This window comes from Pseudoxanthomonas fibrivorans, from assembly GCF_041464125.1.
GTDB lineage: Bacteria > Pseudomonadota > Gammaproteobacteria > Xanthomonadales > Xanthomonadaceae > Pseudoxanthomonas.
Genome location: NZ_JBGNUG010000001.1, coordinates 2,028,212 through 2,045,975 on the forward strand (window position 1 = coordinate 2,028,212; position 17,764 = coordinate 2,045,975).

At 68.3% G+C, this 17,764-nt stretch carries 17 protein-coding genes; 1 reads left to right on the forward strand and 16 read right to left on the reverse strand.

Annotated features, from left to right (window positions below):
- Window positions 1-129 precede the first annotated feature (129 nt).
- From gmhB to ACA089_RS09345, 14 genes are all read right to left on the reverse strand, one after another.
- On the reverse strand, window positions 130-741 hold the full coding sequence (gene gmhB / locus ACA089_RS09280; protein WP_372016057.1) for an HAD family hydrolase: 612 nt from the start codon (window positions 739-741) through the stop codon (window positions 130-132).
- Complete coding sequence (locus ACA089_RS09285; RefSeq protein WP_372016060.1) at window positions 738-1,442, reverse strand: sugar phosphate nucleotidyltransferase; 705 nt, start codon at window positions 1,440-1,442, stop codon at window positions 738-740. The genes gmhB and ACA089_RS09285 overlap by 4 nt, the downstream gene beginning before the upstream one ends.
- Window positions 1,442-2,020: a D-sedoheptulose-7-phosphate isomerase gene (locus ACA089_RS09290; protein ID WP_353687909.1), complete on the reverse strand. Its 579-nt coding sequence runs from the start codon at window positions 2,018-2,020 to the stop codon at window positions 1,442-1,444. Before ACA089_RS09290 ends, ACA089_RS09285 begins: the two co-directional genes overlap by 1 nt.
- A complete protein-coding gene (locus ACA089_RS09295; protein ID WP_372016062.1) occupies window positions 2,017-3,051 on the reverse strand; it encodes a GHMP family kinase ATP-binding protein in 1,035 nt (344 codons plus the stop codon). The genes ACA089_RS09290 and ACA089_RS09295 overlap by 4 nt, the downstream gene beginning before the upstream one ends.
- On the reverse strand, window positions 3,048-4,016 hold the full coding sequence (locus ACA089_RS09300; RefSeq protein WP_372016063.1) for a GDP-mannose 4,6-dehydratase: 969 nt from the start codon (window positions 4,014-4,016) through the stop codon (window positions 3,048-3,050). Before ACA089_RS09300 ends, ACA089_RS09295 begins: the two co-directional genes overlap by 4 nt.
- Window positions 4,017-4,018: 2 nt before the next feature.
- Window positions 4,019-7,564 carry a methyltransferase domain-containing protein gene (locus tag ACA089_RS09305; protein ID WP_372016065.1) on the reverse strand — a complete coding sequence of 1,182 codons (3,546 nt, stop codon included), beginning with the start codon at window positions 7,562-7,564 and terminating at the stop codon, window positions 4,019-4,021.
- Window positions 7,561-8,943 (reverse strand): ABC transporter ATP-binding protein, encoded by a 1,383-nt coding sequence (locus ACA089_RS09310; RefSeq protein WP_372016068.1) that lies wholly within the window; start codon window positions 8,941-8,943, stop codon window positions 7,561-7,563. The genes ACA089_RS09305 and ACA089_RS09310 overlap by 4 nt, the downstream gene beginning before the upstream one ends.
- Window positions 8,933-9,724 carry an ABC transporter permease gene (locus tag ACA089_RS09315; RefSeq protein ID WP_372016070.1) on the reverse strand — a complete coding sequence of 264 codons (792 nt, stop codon included), beginning with the start codon at window positions 9,722-9,724 and terminating at the stop codon, window positions 8,933-8,935. Before ACA089_RS09315 ends, ACA089_RS09310 begins: the two co-directional genes overlap by 11 nt.
- Window positions 9,725-9,737: 13 nt before the next feature.
- Window positions 9,738-10,925: a cystathionine gamma-synthase gene (locus ACA089_RS09320; protein ID WP_372016073.1), complete on the reverse strand. Its 1,188-nt coding sequence runs from the start codon at window positions 10,923-10,925 to the stop codon at window positions 9,738-9,740.
- 196 nt (window positions 10,926-11,121) lie between these two features.
- Window positions 11,122-12,498, reverse strand: a complete 1,377-nt coding sequence (locus ACA089_RS09325; RefSeq protein ID WP_372016076.1) for a pyridoxal-phosphate dependent enzyme — start codon at window positions 12,496-12,498, stop codon at window positions 11,122-11,124.
- A gap of 179 nt (window positions 12,499-12,677) precedes the next feature.
- Window positions 12,678-12,893, reverse strand: coding sequence for a YdcH family protein (locus tag ACA089_RS09330; RefSeq protein ID WP_372016079.1), 216 nt, complete (start codon window positions 12,891-12,893; stop codon window positions 12,678-12,680).
- An 18-nt stretch (window positions 12,894-12,911) separates the two neighbouring features.
- Window positions 12,912-13,103 (reverse strand): hypothetical protein, encoded by a 192-nt coding sequence (locus ACA089_RS09335; protein WP_372016082.1) that lies wholly within the window; start codon window positions 13,101-13,103, stop codon window positions 12,912-12,914.
- Window positions 13,104-13,303: 200 nt separating this feature from the next.
- Window positions 13,304-14,194 (reverse strand): OmpA family protein, encoded by an 891-nt coding sequence (locus ACA089_RS09340; protein WP_372016085.1) that lies wholly within the window; start codon window positions 14,192-14,194, stop codon window positions 13,304-13,306.
- Complete coding sequence (locus ACA089_RS09345) at window positions 14,191-14,589, reverse strand: DUF4398 domain-containing protein (RefSeq protein WP_372016087.1); 399 nt, start codon at window positions 14,587-14,589, stop codon at window positions 14,191-14,193. The genes ACA089_RS09340 and ACA089_RS09345 overlap by 4 nt, the downstream gene beginning before the upstream one ends.
- A 119-nt stretch (window positions 14,590-14,708) precedes the next feature.
- Here ACA089_RS09345 and ACA089_RS09350 point away from each other — a divergent pair, with 119 nt between their 5' ends.
- Window positions 14,709-15,845: a PilT/PilU family type 4a pilus ATPase gene (locus ACA089_RS09350; protein ID WP_372016090.1), complete on the forward strand. Its 1,137-nt coding sequence runs from the start codon at window positions 14,709-14,711 to the stop codon at window positions 15,843-15,845.
- A 31-nt stretch (window positions 15,846-15,876) separates the two neighbouring features.
- Here the strand turns inward: ACA089_RS09350 and maiA are convergent, their stop codons facing one another.
- Both maiA and ACA089_RS09360 read right to left on the reverse strand, forming a co-directional pair.
- On the reverse strand, window positions 15,877-16,560 hold the full coding sequence (gene maiA, locus ACA089_RS09355) for a maleylacetoacetate isomerase (RefSeq protein WP_372016092.1): 684 nt from the start codon (window positions 16,558-16,560) through the stop codon (window positions 15,877-15,879).
- Window positions 16,561-16,653: 93 nt separating this feature from the next.
- Window positions 16,654-17,652: a fumarylacetoacetate hydrolase family protein gene (locus tag ACA089_RS09360; protein WP_372016094.1), complete on the reverse strand. Its 999-nt coding sequence runs from the start codon at window positions 17,650-17,652 to the stop codon at window positions 16,654-16,656.
- Window positions 17,653-17,764: the final 112 nt, after the last annotated feature.

Sequence of the window (17,764 nt, forward strand, 5' to 3'; positions counted from 1 at the left end):
ACATCGATCCATCCTCAGTGATTTCCGTCCAATGCGGCCCTGCGCGTCCCCACGCACGCGCAGGCGGCCGTGCGTTCGATCCGTGCGGGACCGGCGCGCGCCCCGTCCCCGACGATCCCGCCGGGGCCCCTACTCCGGCACCCGTTCCAGATCCGCCTGTGCCTGTAGCGGCGGCGAGACCGAAGCGAGGACCCCCGCTGCAACCGCTCCAAGACCACCGCCGCGCACCATCATTGCCAGGCCGATGCCCGCGCTGGCGGCGGCCGCCATGTCCGAAACCTGGTCCCCGACCAGGATCGAACCGGCAGGATCCAGGTTCCAGTCGCTGATCGCCGCCAGAAGCATGCCCGGACGCGGCTTGCGGCAATCGCACTGGACCCGCAGCTCCCCCTGGCCCGCATCAGGGTGGTGCGGGCAGTAATAGGTGGCGAGCAACGGCGCACCCTCTTCCGCGAAACGCCCGTGCAGCCAGCGTGTGTATGCCTCGAACTGCGCCTGCGTGTAATAGCCCCTGGCGATCCCGGCCTGGTTCGTGACCACCACCAGGACGAACCCTGCGCTCGTCGCGGCACGGGCGAGGTCGAAGATCCCCGGCACCCAGTCGGTACGGTCCGGTGTATGGACGTAGCCGTGGTTGACGTTGATCACCCCATCCCGGTCGAGGAACAGCGCTCGCCGTGCCTGCGGAACCCCGGACGCATCCGTGGCGCCCGTGATGATGGGCCGCGGTATCGGCGTCATGCCACGCCTTGCGCGAACTGGGACTGCGCGCGCGCGAAATCCTCAGGGACGCCGATATCGATGAAGTCGCGGGTGGCATCGAATGCAGCGACCCTGCCTTCGCGGCACCAGGGGAGCAGCACCCGTTCCTCGAACGACCACGCCGCCTCGCGCGGAAGCATGTCGAGGGCCTCGGCGGAGAGGAAGTAGCTCCCGGCATTGATCAGGCCGGGCCCGCTCCCGCCTTTTTCGCGAAAGCCGGCCAGCTTTCCGTCCTGCACCTCGACCGCCCCGTACCGCCCGACGTCCGACACCCCCGCCAGACCCACGCCGAGCACGCACCCGTTCTCGTGGGTGACGCGCTCCAGCGCCTGGGGGCTGTACGAAAGATACGTATCGCCGTTGGCGACGTGCACGCCCTGGCCGGCAACAAGGGTCGCGGCCTTCAGGATGGCGCCGCCTGTTCCAAGCGGTGCCTCCTCACGCGAATAATCCACCGCCATGTCTTGCCAGCGGGTGCCTATCGCGGCCTGCACCGCTTCAGCACGATAGCCCGTCGCAAGGATCACGCGCCGCATCCCGTTGGCTGCAAGCGCATCCAGCAACCAGGCAAGGAAGGGTCGTCCGGCGACGGGCGCAAGCGGCTTGGGCAGGTCGGGCACGACCTGCCTCAGGCGGGTGCCCAGCCCGCCGACCAGGACAATGGCTTCGCTGGCGGCCATCAGCGCGGGAAAATTTCGCTCTCGATCAGCGCGCACAGCAGGTGGCCGATGAACTCATGGCCTTCCTGGATGCGCGGCGTCTCGCTGGACGGCACCTGGAAGCAGATCTCGCAGCGCCCGGCCATGTGGCCGCCGCCCGCGCCGGTGAAGCCGATCACCTTGACCTTCTTCTCGTCCGCCGCGTCGAGCGCGCGCATGATGTTCTTGGACTTGCCGGAAGTGGAAATGGCGATGAACACGTCGCCTTCCTGCCCCAGCGCCTCGATCTGTCGGGCGAAGGTGTAATCGTAGCCGTAGTCGTTGCCGATGGCGGTCAGGATGGAGGTATCGGTGGTCAACGCGATGGCCGGCAGGCCCGGCCGGTCGTAGTAGAAGCGGCTGACCAGCTCTCCCGCCCAGTGCTGCGCGTCCGCCGCGCTGCCACCGTTGCCGGCGAACAGCAGCTTGCGCCCCGACTTGAGCGCCCCGACGCAAAGAGCGACGGCGTCCGCGATCTGCTCGCGCAGCGCCGCGTCGGCTGCCATCGCCTGGAAGTTGGCGAGGGTCTTGTCGAATTCCGACTGTATGAACTGGTTCATCCGAGTTTCCACGATGAAGCTCCGTGCTGCGTGAAATGCGTATCGTAAACCGTGCCTCCTGCGCCAGACAGGGCACGGACCAGGCGGACCCGTTCGCCGGGGTCGCACATGAACATCATGAAGCCACCGCCTCCCGCCCCGGAGACCTTGGTCGCGTGGGCGCCGTTGGCGAAGGCCAGCTTCTCCAGCTCGTCTATCATCGGGTTGGTGATGCTCGAGGCGCTCTGCTTCTTGGCCTGCCATCCCGACTGCATGACCTGGGCGAACCGGTCAAGGTTGCCGCGCAGCAGCGCTTCCTTCATCTGCACCGCTTCCTGCTTGAGGCGCTGCATCGCGTCGAGCGACTCGGTCCGCCCTTCGCGGATGTTGCGCGACTGCTCGTCGATGATCTTGGCGGAAGAGCGCGACACCCCGGTGAAGTAAAGGACAAGGCTGGCTTCCAGCTCGCTCCATATCCAGTCCTTGATCCGCAGGGGATTCACGATGACCCGGTCGGCATCGTAGAACTCCATGAAATTGAAGCCGCCGAATGCCGCCGCGTACTGGTCCTGCTTCCCGCCTGCCAGGGCCAGGTCCTCCCGCTCGATCGAGTACGCCAGATGGGCGATCTCGTACTCGCCCAAGGGGAGCCGGAAGTACTCGGCGAACGCCGTGACCAGCGCCACCACCATGGTCGACGAGGAACCGAGCCCGGAACCGGGCGGCGCGTCCGAATGCGTACGGATGCGGATGACCGGCGCCCTGCCCCCGAGGTAGTCGCGGACCACGCGCGCGTAGACGCCCTTCATCAACTGCAGCGGCCCCGGCGCCAGGTCGACCAGTTCAGGGCGCAGCTGCTCGGCGGCCCCCGCGTCCTGGGCGGCGAACTCCACCATGCCGGCCGACGTGGCTGGCGCATCGATGGTCGCGTAGGCGTACTTGTCGATGGTCACGTTCATCACGAAACCACCATGCTGGTCGCAGAACGGGGACACATCGGTCCCACCGCCGGCCAGGCCCAGGCGCAACGGGGCGCGGCTTCGAACGATCATGCCTGCCCTCCGCCGGCTACGCCGAGGCTACCGCGCCAGTAGTCCAGCATGTCCTGCAACGTGTCCTCGATCGCCACTTCCTGGCGCCATCCGGTACGCGCGATCAGGCGGGCGGAGTCGCCGAAGATGACCTTCTCGTCGCTGGGGCGCAGCAACGCCGGATCGGTTTCGACCGTGATCGGAACGCGTGCGCGGGCCAGGACCTTCTGGACCAGCTCGCGGATCTGGTACGTGCGGGCGCCACTGATGTTGTAGACCTCGCCTGCTTCCCCCTTCTCGGCGAGGAGCTCCAGCGCGCTGGCGAGGTCACGCACGTCCGTGATCGCACGCCAGGTCTCCTGGTTGCCGATCTTGAGCACCGGGGCAGACTGGCCCGCCTCGATGCGCACAACGCGCTGGGTCATGTCCGCGCACACGTCCCCGCTCTTGCGCGCGCCGGTGGTGTTGAAGATCCGGGCGCATACGCTCCTGACGCCCCAGTTCGACCAGTACTGCAGGGCGAGCATCTCGGTGGCGACCTTGCTGATCCCATACGGATGCAGCGGCCGCAACGGATGGGATTCCTTGACCGGAATGTCCTCGGCCGCCACCTCACCGTACTGGGCGCTCGAGCAGGCGACCACCACCACGGGATCGATGCCGCACACGCGGATCGATTCGTAGACGTTCGCCGTTCCCAGCACGTTCGTGTCGAGCGTCTCGATCGGCGCCTTCCACGAAAGCGCCGGATAGCTCTGCGCCGAAAGGAGGTAGACCACGTCGGGCCGGAACCCCGCGATCACCTGGTCGGTCTGCTCCCGGTAGCGGATGTCGCACCGGACAACCCTGTCCTGGAAGGAAGACCAGTCCCGGGGTTCGATCGTGGGGTTGTAGCTGGTACCAAGCACCTCGTGCCCGGCGGCGATGGCGCGTTCCATCAAATAGCTCCCGACGAATCCGGTCGCTCCCAAGACAAGTACCTTCACTGTCAGCTCCTGTTTCTCATTACGCTGGCCACGCGCGCCCGGCGCGCCTCGACATCCGGGTAAGGACTCGCATCGACGTCCTCGGCGACGATCTTCCAGAGGGCGTCCTCGGAGAATCGGGCCTTGGCGAACGCCTGTGCCTCGGCGGACACGCCCAGCCAGCGGGCATCGTCCTCCAGCAGCCCGAGCACCGCGTCCGCAAACTCCCCGGCGGAATCCGCGACAGCGAGGAAACCCGCGGCGCTGGCCAGGCCCTGCGCGCCCGCAGGCGACGTCACCGTCGGCACGCCGAACCGCATCGCCTCCACCACCTTGCCCTTCATGCCACCGCCATAACGCAGCGGGGCCACCACGACGCGACAGCGCTCGTAGTAGCCGACGAGTTCCTCGTCGCTGACGAAGCCGGTCACGTTGACCGTCTCGCTGGCGAGGCTCCGCACCGCCGGGGTCGGGTTCGAGCCCACGAGGTGGACGCGCAGCCCGGGCTTCCTGCTGGACAGCAGGGGCATGACCTCGTTGACGAACCAGACGGCGGCGTCGCCATTTGGACTGTGGCCGAAACCGGCGACGAACAACAGGTCGCGCCGATCCTCCAGGCCTGCACCCGGGTCCTCCGGGAAGGTTTCGAATGCGTAGACCGGGATGGTGAATGCCTTCCCGTCAGCCCTGCTGCGCGCCTGCATCCACGATTCCACGTACGTGGTCTCGGTCACCGAGGGATAGTAGACGGTGTCGACGCTCTCCCATACGCGCTCCTCGAGCGCCTGCATCGAGCGCATCTCCTCGGCGATCGCTTCTCCGTCCTCGGCACCGAGCGCCAACTGGGCCGCAAGCCGGTGATGGTGGATGTCGTGTCCGTAGTAGATGAGGGTCGCATCGGTGTGACGACGAAGCGCTTCCACGAAGTGCACCGAAATATGGGGCCGGCTGAGAAGCACGTAGTCGATGCACGCGCCATTCTCGCGGATCCATTCCTCGAACCGGCCGCCGTACTCATGCCCGTAGAACACCTCCACTCCGGCCTGCTGCAGGCGGGGCGTGTACACCGGGTCGTACCAGAGGTTCTCCGGCCAGAACTTGACCGACAGCCCCTTCTTGCGGAACAGCGACATGAACTGCCACATGGTGCGCGAACCGGCATCGCGATCAGGCTGCGGAACGTAGTGGTCGATCACCAGCACCGTCTTGCGCAACTGCGACCGATCGCGCGCCAGGAAGGGCAATTCGCCGTTGGCGAAATGCTCGCGCTCTAGCGTGGCCCGCCAGCGCTCGCGGAACTTGCCCTGGTTGGCGACCTGGTACGCCTTGATGCCCGAGCCGGTGTCGGTCCCGTGCGAGATCCCCTCGTGGTGGACCACCACCGCCGCGGGCTGGTAGTAGACCTTCAGCCCGCGCTCGCGGATCCGGAAGGCCAGGTCCGTGTCCTCGCAGTACGCGGGGAGGTACAACGGGTCGAACCCTTCCAGCTCGTCCAACAGCGCCCGCGGCGACATGATCGCCGCGCCTGAAATGTAATCGGACTCGTGCAGGTAATTGAACGGCGCCGCCTGGGGATCCTGCAGCCGCCCGAAATTCCAGGCACTGGCATCGGCCCAGACGATCCCGCCTGCCTCCTGCTGCCTGCCGTCGGGATAGACCAGTTTTGCCCCCACGAGGCCCGCATCTGCGTGGCCGCGGAACACGTCGACCAGCGCATCAAGCCAGCCATCGCGGACTTCGGTGTCGTTGTTCAGGTAGCAGACGAACTCGCCGCGCGCCATTCCCAGGGCGCCATTGCAGGACATGAGGAAGCCGAGGTTCTGCGGATTCTCGTGGTACCGGAGCCCATCGATCATGGCGAGCTTGCCGATGTCCGGATCGCCCGATGCGTCCTCGACCAACAGAACCTCGAACGAAACCAGGGTCCGGGCCTTGGCGATGGAACGGATGCAGGCGAGGCTGTACGGAAAGTTGCCGTAGGTGGGCACGATGATCGTGACCACGGGCGAGTCCACGTGCGGGAAGGACAGGTTCTCGATCACCGCGTGCTGGTCGGCTTCGACCTCCGCCAGCGCCAGCCCTTCCACCGCCTGCACCGAGCCGCGAGCGCGACGCATCAGCCAGTTCTTCACCGGCACGCGCAGCGGCGAGAGAACGGCGCTGCGCGCAAGCGGGGAACCCCGCAGCGAATCGATCACGGCGGGCCAGTCCCCGCGCACGAGCTTGCCGGCGAACCGGAGCGGCTTGGTCAGCTTCCAGGAGCGCGACCCGAGGACCGCGGCGAGTTCTCGGCGAACCTCGCCCACTTCGCGCCGACGGGCCTCGTCCGCCGCCGCCGCGTCCGCACGCGCCAGCTCGAGCCGCGCGGCTGCATCTGACGCCTGCACCTGGAGCACCTGCAGCAAGCCGGAAATCGACTTCACCTCGTCCTTCGCGCCTGCGAGCTCTCCTTCCAGCAGCCGCAACGACGCGGCCTGCTCCAGCATGGTGTCGCGCGTGCCCTCGAGTTCCAGCTGCAGTTCGACCGCGCGGGACCGGGCCTCGTCCGCCTGCGCCTGCAATTCTGTCGAACGGGAGCGGACCTCGTCCCCTTCCATCCTGAGACGGTCATGCGCCACGCGCAGGGAAGCGAGTTCGGAATCCAGGCGCATGGCCCACTCGGCGCGACCGTCCAGTTCGGCCTGCAGGGCGGCATTGGCGTCGCGCAGTTCCTGCACGTCGCGATCGAGGCCCTGCGCCCACGCGGTGCGCTCGTCGCTGAGCGCACGCAACGACCGCACCTCCGCGTCCTGGGATTGCGCCCACTTCGCCACCTCGCGGTGGTGCTCGTACAGGTCCTCGCTCTCGGACATCATGATCGACGGGGCGAGCGGCGGCAGGAAACTCTCGGACGCGGCGGCCAGGGCGATGAAATAGACCGGCTCGGCGATGGACGCCACGCGCGCCTCCACCTCCCCGCCCACGTCGGTCAGCGCCCGCCATTCCTGCGTACCGGCCTCCGGGGCCAGGGGAGCGATCGCCGAGCACACCGACAACCGGTGACCCACGAAACGTACCGCCGGGAACCGGGACGCCAGCAGCACCGAAAGCTCCTCGAAGTCGAGCTCCCGGACATGGAACTCGTTGTGGTGCCCGGCCTTCTCCGAGTAAACCAGGCGATTGGGCGAGGACATGACGAGGAAGCCATCCGGACGCAGGACGCGCCGGATCTCGGCGAGCATCTGCTCCTGCTCCCTCAGGTGCTCGACGGTCTCGAAAGAGACGACGACGTCCACGCACGAATCCGGCAGCGGTATCGACGCAGCCGAGCCCTGCCGGAAATCGAGATTCCCGAGGCCCGCATACTGCACGCGGGCATGCGCGATCGCTTCAGGCGAGATGTCCACTCCGACCACGGACCGCGCAACCGCAGCCATGGCGGCGCTGCCGTAGCCCTCGCCGGACGCGATGTCGAGGACGTCCTTGCCCGCCAGAGCCGCCAGGCACCAGGAGTACCGGTGCAGATGCTCCTGGCGAATCTCGCCGGCCTCGGTGGGCACGAAACGTTCGCCGGTGAACTCCATGGTCATGGACTGCTCTGCCTTTTCACATCGATCGCGGCCATCGGAATGCCCACCAGGCCATGACGCATGGTTTCGTCTATGGCCCTGAATTCCAGCGCGTCATGCACCCAGTGTTGCTGCGTATGATCGTCCTGGTCGCCCGAAGCAACCGCCGCGTCGACCATGTAGCTGCCTGAGGGCAACACGGGCATGCGGAAGGAGAACGTCGCACTTATCGTGTCGCCCTCGGCGACCGCCGCGGTTACGTCCCGGTGGACGAGATGGGTGTTGTCTCCGAACAGGCGCTGCCCCAGCCGGTCCTTGACATAGAAGCCGAGAATGACCGACTCGAGCGCCTGGTTGGCGCGCGCAACCAGTGTAAGTTGCACCAGTTCGCCGCCCGCCAGCAGGCTCGCGCTCCTGCCGTCCGCGGAGCGGAGCGAGACTTCCACGATCGTCGCGCCACCCGTGCCGAACTGGGCCCCCGTTGCTTCCGGGTCGAACTCGAACACCGCGATGCGGTTCGATACCCCAAGCGACTCCAGGAGTTCCTGGCGGAAGTCGGGGGACGATGCGGCTGCCGCCTGCGCCGCGGCGGCGCTGCGTACGCCCACCTGCACGATGTCGCCCGCGCTTTCGGCGCGATCCTTGGCGTGCTGCTGGGCCATGTAGGACTCGACGACCGACGCTGCGGCCCCTTCCATGCGGACATGCCCGCCTTCCAGCCACAGCGCCCTGGCGCAGAGGTTGGTCACAGCGGCCGCGTCATGGCTCACGAACAGCAGCGTTCCGTTCTTCTGGAACGCCCGCAGGAAGCGCATGCACTTCTGGGAGAAGAACGCGTCGCCCACCGACAGGGCCTCGTCCACGATCAGGATGTCCGCGTCGACGTGCGCGATGACTGCGAACGCGAGACGAACCGCCATGCCGCTCGAGTAGCTCCGGACCGGCTGGTCGATGAACTCGCCGATGTCGGCGAAGTCCAGGATCTGCGACATGCGCTGGTCGATCTGGGCCCGGCTGAGGCCGAGAATGGTGCCGTTGAGGTAGACGTTCTCGCGTCCGGTGAACTCGGGATTGAAACCGCTTCCGAGCTCCAGGAGCGCGGCGACCCTGCCCCGGACCACGCAGGTCCCGCTCGTCGGCGTGAGGGTGCCCGCGATGATCTGCAGCAGCGTGGACTTGCCCGAGCCGTTGCGGCCGATGATGCCGACGGTTTCGCCACGCGCGATCTCGAAGGACACGTCCTGGAGCGCGCGGAACTCCTTGTGGCTGCCGTTCCGGCCCAGCAGTCCCTGCCACAGCCTGTGCACGGGCTTCTCGTACATGCGGAAGCTCTTGCACACGGCTTCGACCCGGATCACCGGTTCGCCGCCGGCGCCCGCGGCGAGCTGGTCAGAGGACATCAGCGAACCCCCCGCGCATCTTCCTGAAGAATGCCAGCGCGAGCCCGGCCAGCACGGTGACGCAGGCGGCATAGAGGCCCAGCGCGGCCCAGTCAGGCGACCGGCCCCAGATCACCACTTCGCGGGCCTGGTCGATGATCAACGTCAGGGGGTTCGCATAGAACACCCATCGATAGCTTTCGGGAAGGGTCTCCACCGGCACGATCGCCGAGGACAGGAACAGCATGGCGGCCGCGAGCACGCCCACGATCTGGCTGATGTCGCGGACGAACACCCCCAGAGCGGACAGGAACCAGCCGACCGCCACCGAAAGAATCACCAGGGGGGCGATCACCAGGGGCAGCAGAAGCATCTGCCAGTAAAGCTCGCCATGCCAGAACCACTTCAGCGCGACGAGCACGACCACGTTCATCGCCAGGTGGAACAGGGCCGTGAGCGTCATGCTGCAGGCCAGCAGCTCCAGCGGAAACACGACGCGCTTGACGTACGAGGGATTGGACAGCACCGCCAGCGGCGCGCGCGTCAGGCATTCGGCGAAGAATCCGTGGACGATGAGGCCCACGAACAGGATCAGCGCGAAATCGGTGGTTGCGCCCGACGTGCCCGGCCACTTGCTGCGGAGGATGTAGCCGAACGCCAGCGTGTAGACCATCAGCATCAGGAACGGACTGATCAGGGACCACAGGAGGCCGATGGCGGCGCCCCGGTAGCGGCCCAGGATCTCCCGCTTGGTCAACTCCACCAGCAGCGAGCGGTAACGGGCACCGATCGACGGATTCAAGGCGACTCTCCGTTCATGCAGACAGCGCCAAATCCAGATCCCGCTGGAGATCCACCAGCGCCTCCACCCCCACGCTCAACCGCACCAGCGCATCGGAGATCCCCAGTCGCGCGCGGCGCTCCACAGGCACCGACGCATGGGTCATCACCGCCGGGTGGTTGACGAGGCTCTCCACGCCGCCGAGCGATTCGGCCAGGGTGAACAGCTCGGTGCGCTCGCAGAAGCGCCTGGCCGCCTCGAAGCCGCCCTTGAGCACCACCGAGACGATGCCACCGAAGCCGTGCATCTGGCGCGACGCCAGCGCGTGCTGCGGATGCGAGGCCAGGCCCGGGTAGATCACCTTCTCGACCGCGGGGTGGGTTTCGAGCCACTGCGCCAGGGCCAGTGCGTTCTCGTTGTGCGCGCGCATGCGCAGCGGCAGGGTCTTCAGCCCGCGCAGCGCCAGGAAGCTGTCGAACGGCCCCTGCACCGCGCCGATCGAGTTCTGCAGGAAGGCCATCTTCTCGGCCAGCTCCGCATCGCCACCCGCCACGACCATGCCACCGACCATGTCGGAATGCCCGTTGAGGTACTTGGTCGCCGAATGCATCACCAGGTGCGCGCCGAGTTCCAGCGGGCGCTGCACGATCGGCGAGGCGAAGGTGTTGTCGACGACGACAAGCAGGCCGCGCCGGCGCGCGATCTCCGCCACCGCGGCGACGTCGACGATCTTCAGCATCGGGTTGGTCGGGGTTTCGATCCAGACCATCCGCGTCTTCGGGGTGATCGCCGCTTCGAAGGCCGCCAGGTCGCACAGGTCGACGAAGCTGAAGTCCAGCCCCGCGCTGCGCCTGCGCACCCGCTCGAAGAGGCGGTAGCTGCCCCCGTAGAGGTCGTCCATCGCCACCACGTGGTCGCCGCTGTCCAGCAGCTCCAGCACGGTGGAGGCCGCCGCCATGCCGGAGGCGAAGGCGAAGCCGCGGCTGCCGCCCTCCAGCGCCGCCACGCACCGCTCGTAGGCGAAGCGGGTGGGGTTGTGGGTGCGGGAGTACTCGAAGCCCTGGTGTTCGCCCGGGCTGCTCTGGGCGTAGGTCGAGGTCGCGTAGATCGGCGGCATCACCGCGCCCGTGCTGGGATCCGGCGCCTGACCGCCATGGATGGCCAGCGTGGCGAGCGCCAGGCCACGTCCATCCGCTGCGGTATGGGGGTGCTGTTCGGACATCGACCCGTCTCGTGAAAGGACCGCGGATTCTAGCAGCGAAGCCTTAACGCTTCGGCCATTTTGCCCGGCGCCCGCATGCGCCCCGCCCGATTCCGGGCACGGCCCGGCGGCGGCCCCGGCCACGGGACCAGCCAGAAACGGTGACCGGCGTCACGGGAGCGGGTCGCAGGGGCCCCGCGGTCCGGCTGGCTGGGGCCTACTGCACCCGCCGCCGCAGGTAGTTCAGCAGGTCGATCCGGGTGATCAGGCCCAGGAAGCGCTCGCCGTCCATCACGATCGCCACCTGGCCCCGGTCGAACACCGGCAGCAGCGCCTCGATCGGCGACTTCACGTCCAGCTTCTCCAGCTTGCTGACCATGGCCACCGACACGGGGTCGCGGAAGCGCGCCTCGTCGCCGTAGACGTGCAGCAGCACGTCGCTCTCGTCGATGATCCCGGCCAGCTGGTCGCCGTCCATCACCGGCAGCTGCGAGACGTCGTACAGCTTCATCCGCTGGTAGGCGGTGGTGAGCAGGTCCCTGGGGCCCACCACGACGGTGTCGCGCTGGCTGTAGGGGCGCAGAATCAGGTCGCGCAGGTCGCCGTGCTGGGGTCGCTCGAGGAAGCCGTTGTCCAGCATCCAGTAGTCGTTGTACATCTTGGACAGGTACTTGTTGCCCGTATCGGGCACCAGCACCACGACCTTCTTCGGCTCGGTCTGCTCGCGGCAGTATTTCAGCGCCGCCGCCAGCAGCGTGCCGGTGGACGAGCCGCCGAGGATGCCCTCCCTGGCCAGCAGTTCGCGCGCGGTATGGAAGCTCTCGGCGTCGCTGACCGCATAGGCCTTCTTCACCCGGCTGAAGTCCGAGATCGACGGCAGGAAATCCTCGCCGATGCCCTCCACCAGCCAGCTGCCGGACTTGTCGTCGAGTACGCCTTCGTTGATGTAGCGCGCCAGGATCGAGCCCACCGGATCGGCGAGGACCAGTTCGACCTGCGGCGCCTGTTCGGCGAAGCAGCGCGACAGGCCGGTCATGGTGCCGGAGCTGCCGCAGCCGAAGACGATGGCATCGAAGCCGCCGACCTCGGCCATCTGCGCGATGATCTCCGGGCCGGTGCCGGCGACGTGCGCGGCCGGGTTGTCGGGATTGCCGAACTGGTTGATGAAGTACGCGCCGGGGGTTTCGGCGGCGATGCGCGCGGCCAGGTCCTGGTAGTACTCCGGATGGCCCTTGGCCACGTCCGACCGCGTCAGCACGACCTCGGCGCCCATCGCCTTGAGGTTGAATATCTTCTCCCGGCTCATCTTGTCCGGGACCACCAGGATGAGCTTGTAGCCCTTCTGCTGGGCGACCAGGGCCAGGCCGATGCCGGTGTTGCCGGCGGTCCCCTCGACCAGCGTGGCGCCCGCCTTCAGGTCGCCACGGCGTTCGGCCGCCTCGATCATCGACAGGCCGATGCGGTCCTTGATCGAGCCGCCGGGATTGGCATTCTCCAGCTTCAGGTACAGCTCGCAGACGCCGGTGTCCAGGCGGCGGGCCTTGACCATGGGCGTGCGCCCGATCAGTTCGAGCACGGAGGCATGCGGGGCCATCATCGATCCGGTTGCGTGGCCGCTGGCGCGGCGGAACCCGGATTATCGGCCGGATCGGTCACGGCCGGAACCGCTCGCTGGCGGCATGCAACGTCCTTCGGGGCGGATTGCGTGGGCGGTGGCGGCCGACGAGGATGGCCACCACCGCCCACGACATGAAGCGTGCCCGACGCGCCGGGTCAGTGGGCCCGGTCGTAGATGCGCAGCAGTTTTTCCTTGGCGTGCAGTTTCTCGCGCTTCATCTGCCCGAGCGTCATGTCGTCGATCGGGAGGACCCCGAGTTCGGCATCCATCACCTTCTTGTCCAGCGTGCGGTGTCGCTGGTAGAGCTGCCTGAACTCCGGGTCGCGCTTCATCAGCGCTTCGATTTCGGCCTGCGGTTGCCCTTCGAACATGTCTGCACCTCCTGGGGGTCAGCGTGCGTCCCTGCCGAGGATGCCGGCCCGCCTGGCCGGCCTGGAAAAGCAAACGCCCCGGGCCTTGGAGGTCCGGGGCGTCGCGTCGTCGGAGCGGTCGTGCATGGCGCCCTGCCCGGCGCCGGACACCTCCGTCCGGGCCGGCTGCGGCCCGACGGCGATCTCCAGTGAAGCGGACAGCAGCTGCATCGGCGGAGTGCTCCGGTCAGCCAGGCGGCATCAGCACCACCCGGGTATCCGACCCTACTCCTCGCCTCCGGGCCCGGCAACCCGCAGCGCAAGTGACTGATTCGAAAGACAAAGCCTCGCAGCCGCACATCGGCCACCGGCGTCCCGGGAAGCCCCGGCGCGTCGTGTAACCACCTGATGTAACTGTCTTTCAGACTGCGCTAGGGGGCCACGATCACTTCGGCGGCCTTCTTCGCGCTGGCGCCCGCCTTCTTCCCGCTGGCCTGCACCTGCGCGGCAGGCACCCCGCCGGCGACCAGCGCCGCCTTGACCGCATCGGCGCGGGCCTGGGCGACCTTGGCGTCCTTGTCGAAGGCATCCACCCGCACCCGGCCGCGCTTGCCGATCTGCAGGTAGGCCGACAGCGCGCCGGCGGCGGCCTTGCCGTCCGCGGTCAGCGCGCCCTTCCCTTGGGCGAAGGCGCCGCCGGGCAGGGTGAACACTTCGCCGCGCGACTCGAAGCTGCCCGGCGGAAGCCTGGCGCCGCTGACCAGTTCGGCCTCCTGGCGGGCCAGTTCGGCCTCCTTGCGCCGCGCCGCGCTCAGCTGCGCGGTCTGCTTGCCGGTGACCGTGCTCAGGGTCTGCTCGACATCGGTCCGGGCGGCCGCCTCGGCCTCGGCGGCCAGCCGCAGGCGCTCGGCTTCCTCGGCCTGGATCTGCGACTGGATCCGCAACCGTTCGGCCTCCTGCCGCGCCCGTTCGGCATCGCGACGGCTGGCCTGGAGCAGCAGTTCGCTGCGCTGCAGGTCCAGCGAGGCCAGTTCGCGCCGGGCGGCTTCGGCCGCCGCCGCGGTCTCGGCGATCTCCACACGGCGTTCGGCCACGTACAGGGCCCCGGGCTTCTCGCTGCGCCGCGCGTCGCCCAGTACCGCGATGGCCTGCCGCGCTTCCATCTGCTCGAACGCGGCCATCCGGCCCAGCGCCGGATCCGCCTGCAACGCGTCCATGCGCGTGCCGAGCCGGACCGCATCCGGATCGTCGGCCGCCAGGACCGGCTGGAAGACACCCGCGACCACCAGGCTCGAGGCCAGTACTGCCGTGCGCAGCTTCATGGCGTGACCTCCGCCGGCAGGCCCAGCGTCTGCCGCAATCCGGCGATCTCGTCCCGCCGTTGCGCCAGCGCGGCCTCGGCCTGGGCCCGCTCGCTGCGCACCCGGGCCAGGTCGGCATCGGCCGCCACGCGCCGGGCCAGTTCGTCGGCCTCGCGACGCTCGCCGCGGCTGCGCGAAAGCGCGCCCGCCTGGGCCTGGACCAGCCCCTGCCGGGCCGTGTCCAGCAGGTCCGGCGCGTACTGGTCGGCATCGGCCGCCTGGGCGTTCTGGACCGCCTGCTGGGCCCGCTGCAGGTCCGGCGAAGCCACCTGGGCGTGGGCTGTGACCGCCAGCCCGGATGCGGCGAGCAGCGCGTACAGGCGCCGGCGGAAGTGTGCGAAGCTAGGCTCGATCATCAGGGGAAGGTCGTGTCGTGTCGGCACGGCCATTGTCTGTAGCCTGCGGCGCGCTTGCAACGGCGCGGCCTGGCGCGGACCGGACCAGACAGAAAACGAGCATTGGGGATCCTCGCGCAATGGATATCGGCTACTTCCTGAAGCTGATGACCGAGAAGAACGCCTCGGACATGTTCCTGACCACCGGGGCGCCGGTGTACATCAAGATCGAGGGCAAGCTCTACCCGCTGGGCAACACCGGCCTGCCGCCGGGCATGGTCAAGAAGATCGCCTACTCGCTGATGGACGAAGGCCAGGTCCCGCAGTTCGAGCGCGACCTGGAGCTCAACATGGCCATCGCCCTGGCCGACGCCGGGCGCTTCCGCGTCAACGTGTTCAAGCAGCGCGGCGAGGTCGGCATGGTGATCCGCGCGATCCGCAGCGTGATCCCGAGCATCGAGGACCTCAACCTGCCCGACGTGCTGAAGGACATCATCATGACCCCGCGCGGGCTGGTGCTGATCGTCGGCTCCACCGGCTCGGGCAAGTCGACCTCGCTGGCGTCGATGATCGACTACCGCAACAGCAACACGACCGGGCACATTCTCACCATCGAGGACCCGATCGAATACCTGCACAAGCACAAGAAGTCGATCGTCAACCAGCGCGAAGTGGGCCTGGACACCCACGCCTTCCACAACGCGCTGAAGAACGCGATGCGCGAGGCGCCGGACGTGATCCTGATCGGCGAGATCCTGGACGCGACCACGATGGAGGCGGCCATTGCGTTCGCCGAAACCGGCCACCTGTGCCTGGCGACGCTGCACTCCAACAACGCCGACCAGACCATCGAGCGCATCCTCAACTTCTTCCCCGAGAGCGCGCACAAGAACGTGCTGATGAACCTGGCGCTGAACCTGCGCGCGGTGGTCTCGCTGCGCCTGGTCAAGGGCGTCGACGACCGCCGCCTGCCGGCGACCGAGGTGCTGATCAACACGCCGATGATCCGCGACCTGCTGCGGCGCGGCCAGGTCCACGAGATCAAGGCGGCGATGGAAGGTTCGCTCGAGGAAGGCATGCAGAGCTTCGACCAGTGCCTGTTCCGCATGGTCAAGCAGGGCCGGGTCGAGCAGGAGGAGGCGCTGCGCGCGGCCGATTCCCGCGACGGCCTGGCGCTGAAGTTCCGCCTGTCCGAGGGGGCCGGCGAAGAACACGACCCCTACGCCGACGTCAACAACGTGCCGGCCACGCCGACGATCACCCACGGCTTCGTCTGACGCGGCGCCGCCTGACGGCGGCCACGCGTGCTCAGCCGCTGGATGGCGCGTCGGCCTGCGCTTCGGGCGCCGCCGCGCGGAAGGCCGGCAAGGCAAGGCAGCCCTGTTCGATCCGGGCGAGCGTGGGCCACCTTTCGAGGGCGATCGCGAACCGGCGCGCGTTGTACAGCTGGGGCACCAGGCAGCAGTCGGCCAGCCCGGGAACATCCCCGTGGCAGTAGGCGCCGGTGGCCGGATCCTCGGCGACCAGCGCCTCGAAGGCATCGAGCCCTTCGACGATCCAGTGCCGGACCCATTCGTCCCGCTCCGGCTGCGGGACGTTCCACTGCTGCTCGAAGAACTGCAGCACGCGCAGGTTGTTGAGCGGATGGATGTCGCAGGCCACCAGCTGCGCGAGCCCCCGCACCCGGCCGCGTTCGCGCGCCGTGCCCGGCAGCAGCGGGGCCGCGTCCGGCCACGCCTCCTCGAGGTACTCGATGATCGCCAGCGACTGGCGCACGACGCGCCGCCCGTGCATCAGGACCGGCACGAGCTGCTGGGGATTCAACGCGGCATAGGCGGCGCCATGCTGCTGCCCGCCGTCCTTGAGCAGGTGCACCGGGTGGGCGTCGTACGGCAACGCCTTCAGGGCCAGGGCGATGCGCACGCGGTAGGCTGCGCTGGATCGCCAGTAGGTGTAGAGGCCGAGGCTCTCGTCGTTCGTCGGAAGTTCCACCACGCCCCTCCCCAGCGACCGGGCCGACGCACCTTACCGCGATGCGCACGTGGTGCCGCGCCGCCGGTCGCGGCCGCGGCACCGTCCGCCGGTTCAGTCGCGACCGGACGGCACCTGCTGTTCGATCCGCTGCTCGATCGCGCCGAACAGGCTGCGGCCGTCGCGGTCGAGCATCTCGATCCGCACGGTATCGCCGAACTTCATGAACGGCGTGCTCGGCTTGCCGTCGCGCAGCGCCTCGACGGTACGCTGCTCGGCGAAGCAGGAAGCGCCACGCGACACGTCCTGGTTGGCGATCGTGCCCGAGCCGACGATCGTGCCCGCAGCGAGCGGCCGGGTCTTCGCCGCATGGGCGACCAGCTGGGCGAAATCGAACTGCATGTCCTCGCCGGCTTCGGGCGCACCGAACCAGGCGCCGTTGATGTGCGTCAGCAGCGGCAGGTGCAGCTTGTTGCCCTGCCAGGCCCCGCCCAGCTCGTCGGGGGTGACGAACACCGGCGACAGCGCCGAGCGCGGCTTGGACTGCAGGAAGCCGAAACCCTTGTTGAGCTCGGCCGGGATCAGGTTGCGCAGCGAGACGTCGTTGACCAGGCCGACCAGCTGGATGTGCCCGGCGGCCTGCTCCGGCGTCACCGCCATCGGCACATCGTCGGTGACCACCACGATCTCGGCCTCCAGGTCGATGCCGTAGTCCTCGCTGACCACGCGCACCGGGTCGCGCGGCCCGTAGAAGCCGGCGCTGGTGGCCTGGTACATCAGCGGATCGGTGTAGAAGCTCTCGGGCACCTCGGCTCCGCGCGCGCGGCGCACGCGCTCGACATGCGGCAGGTACGCGCTGCCGTCGACGAATTCATAGGCGCGCGGCAGGGGGGCGGCCATGTCCCGGGGGTCCAGCTCGAAGGCCCCGGGGGCCTGGCCGGCCTCGAGCGCGGCCGCCAGCGCATTGAGCCGCGGCGCGGCACGGTGCCAGTCGTCGAGCGCCTGCTGGAGGGTCGAGGCGATGCCGGTGGCGCGCACGGCCCGCGCCAGGTCGCGCGACACCACCACCAGGGTGCCGTCGCGGCCGCCTTCCTTCAGGGATCCGACCTTCATCGCGCGCCTTCCGTCCAGGTGAGACCGGCGATTGTACGGATCGGCCGCCATGGTTTCATCAGAAACGGTGGTTGTGACGGCGAACCTGAATGCGGGCAGCGGCGGGCGGCGG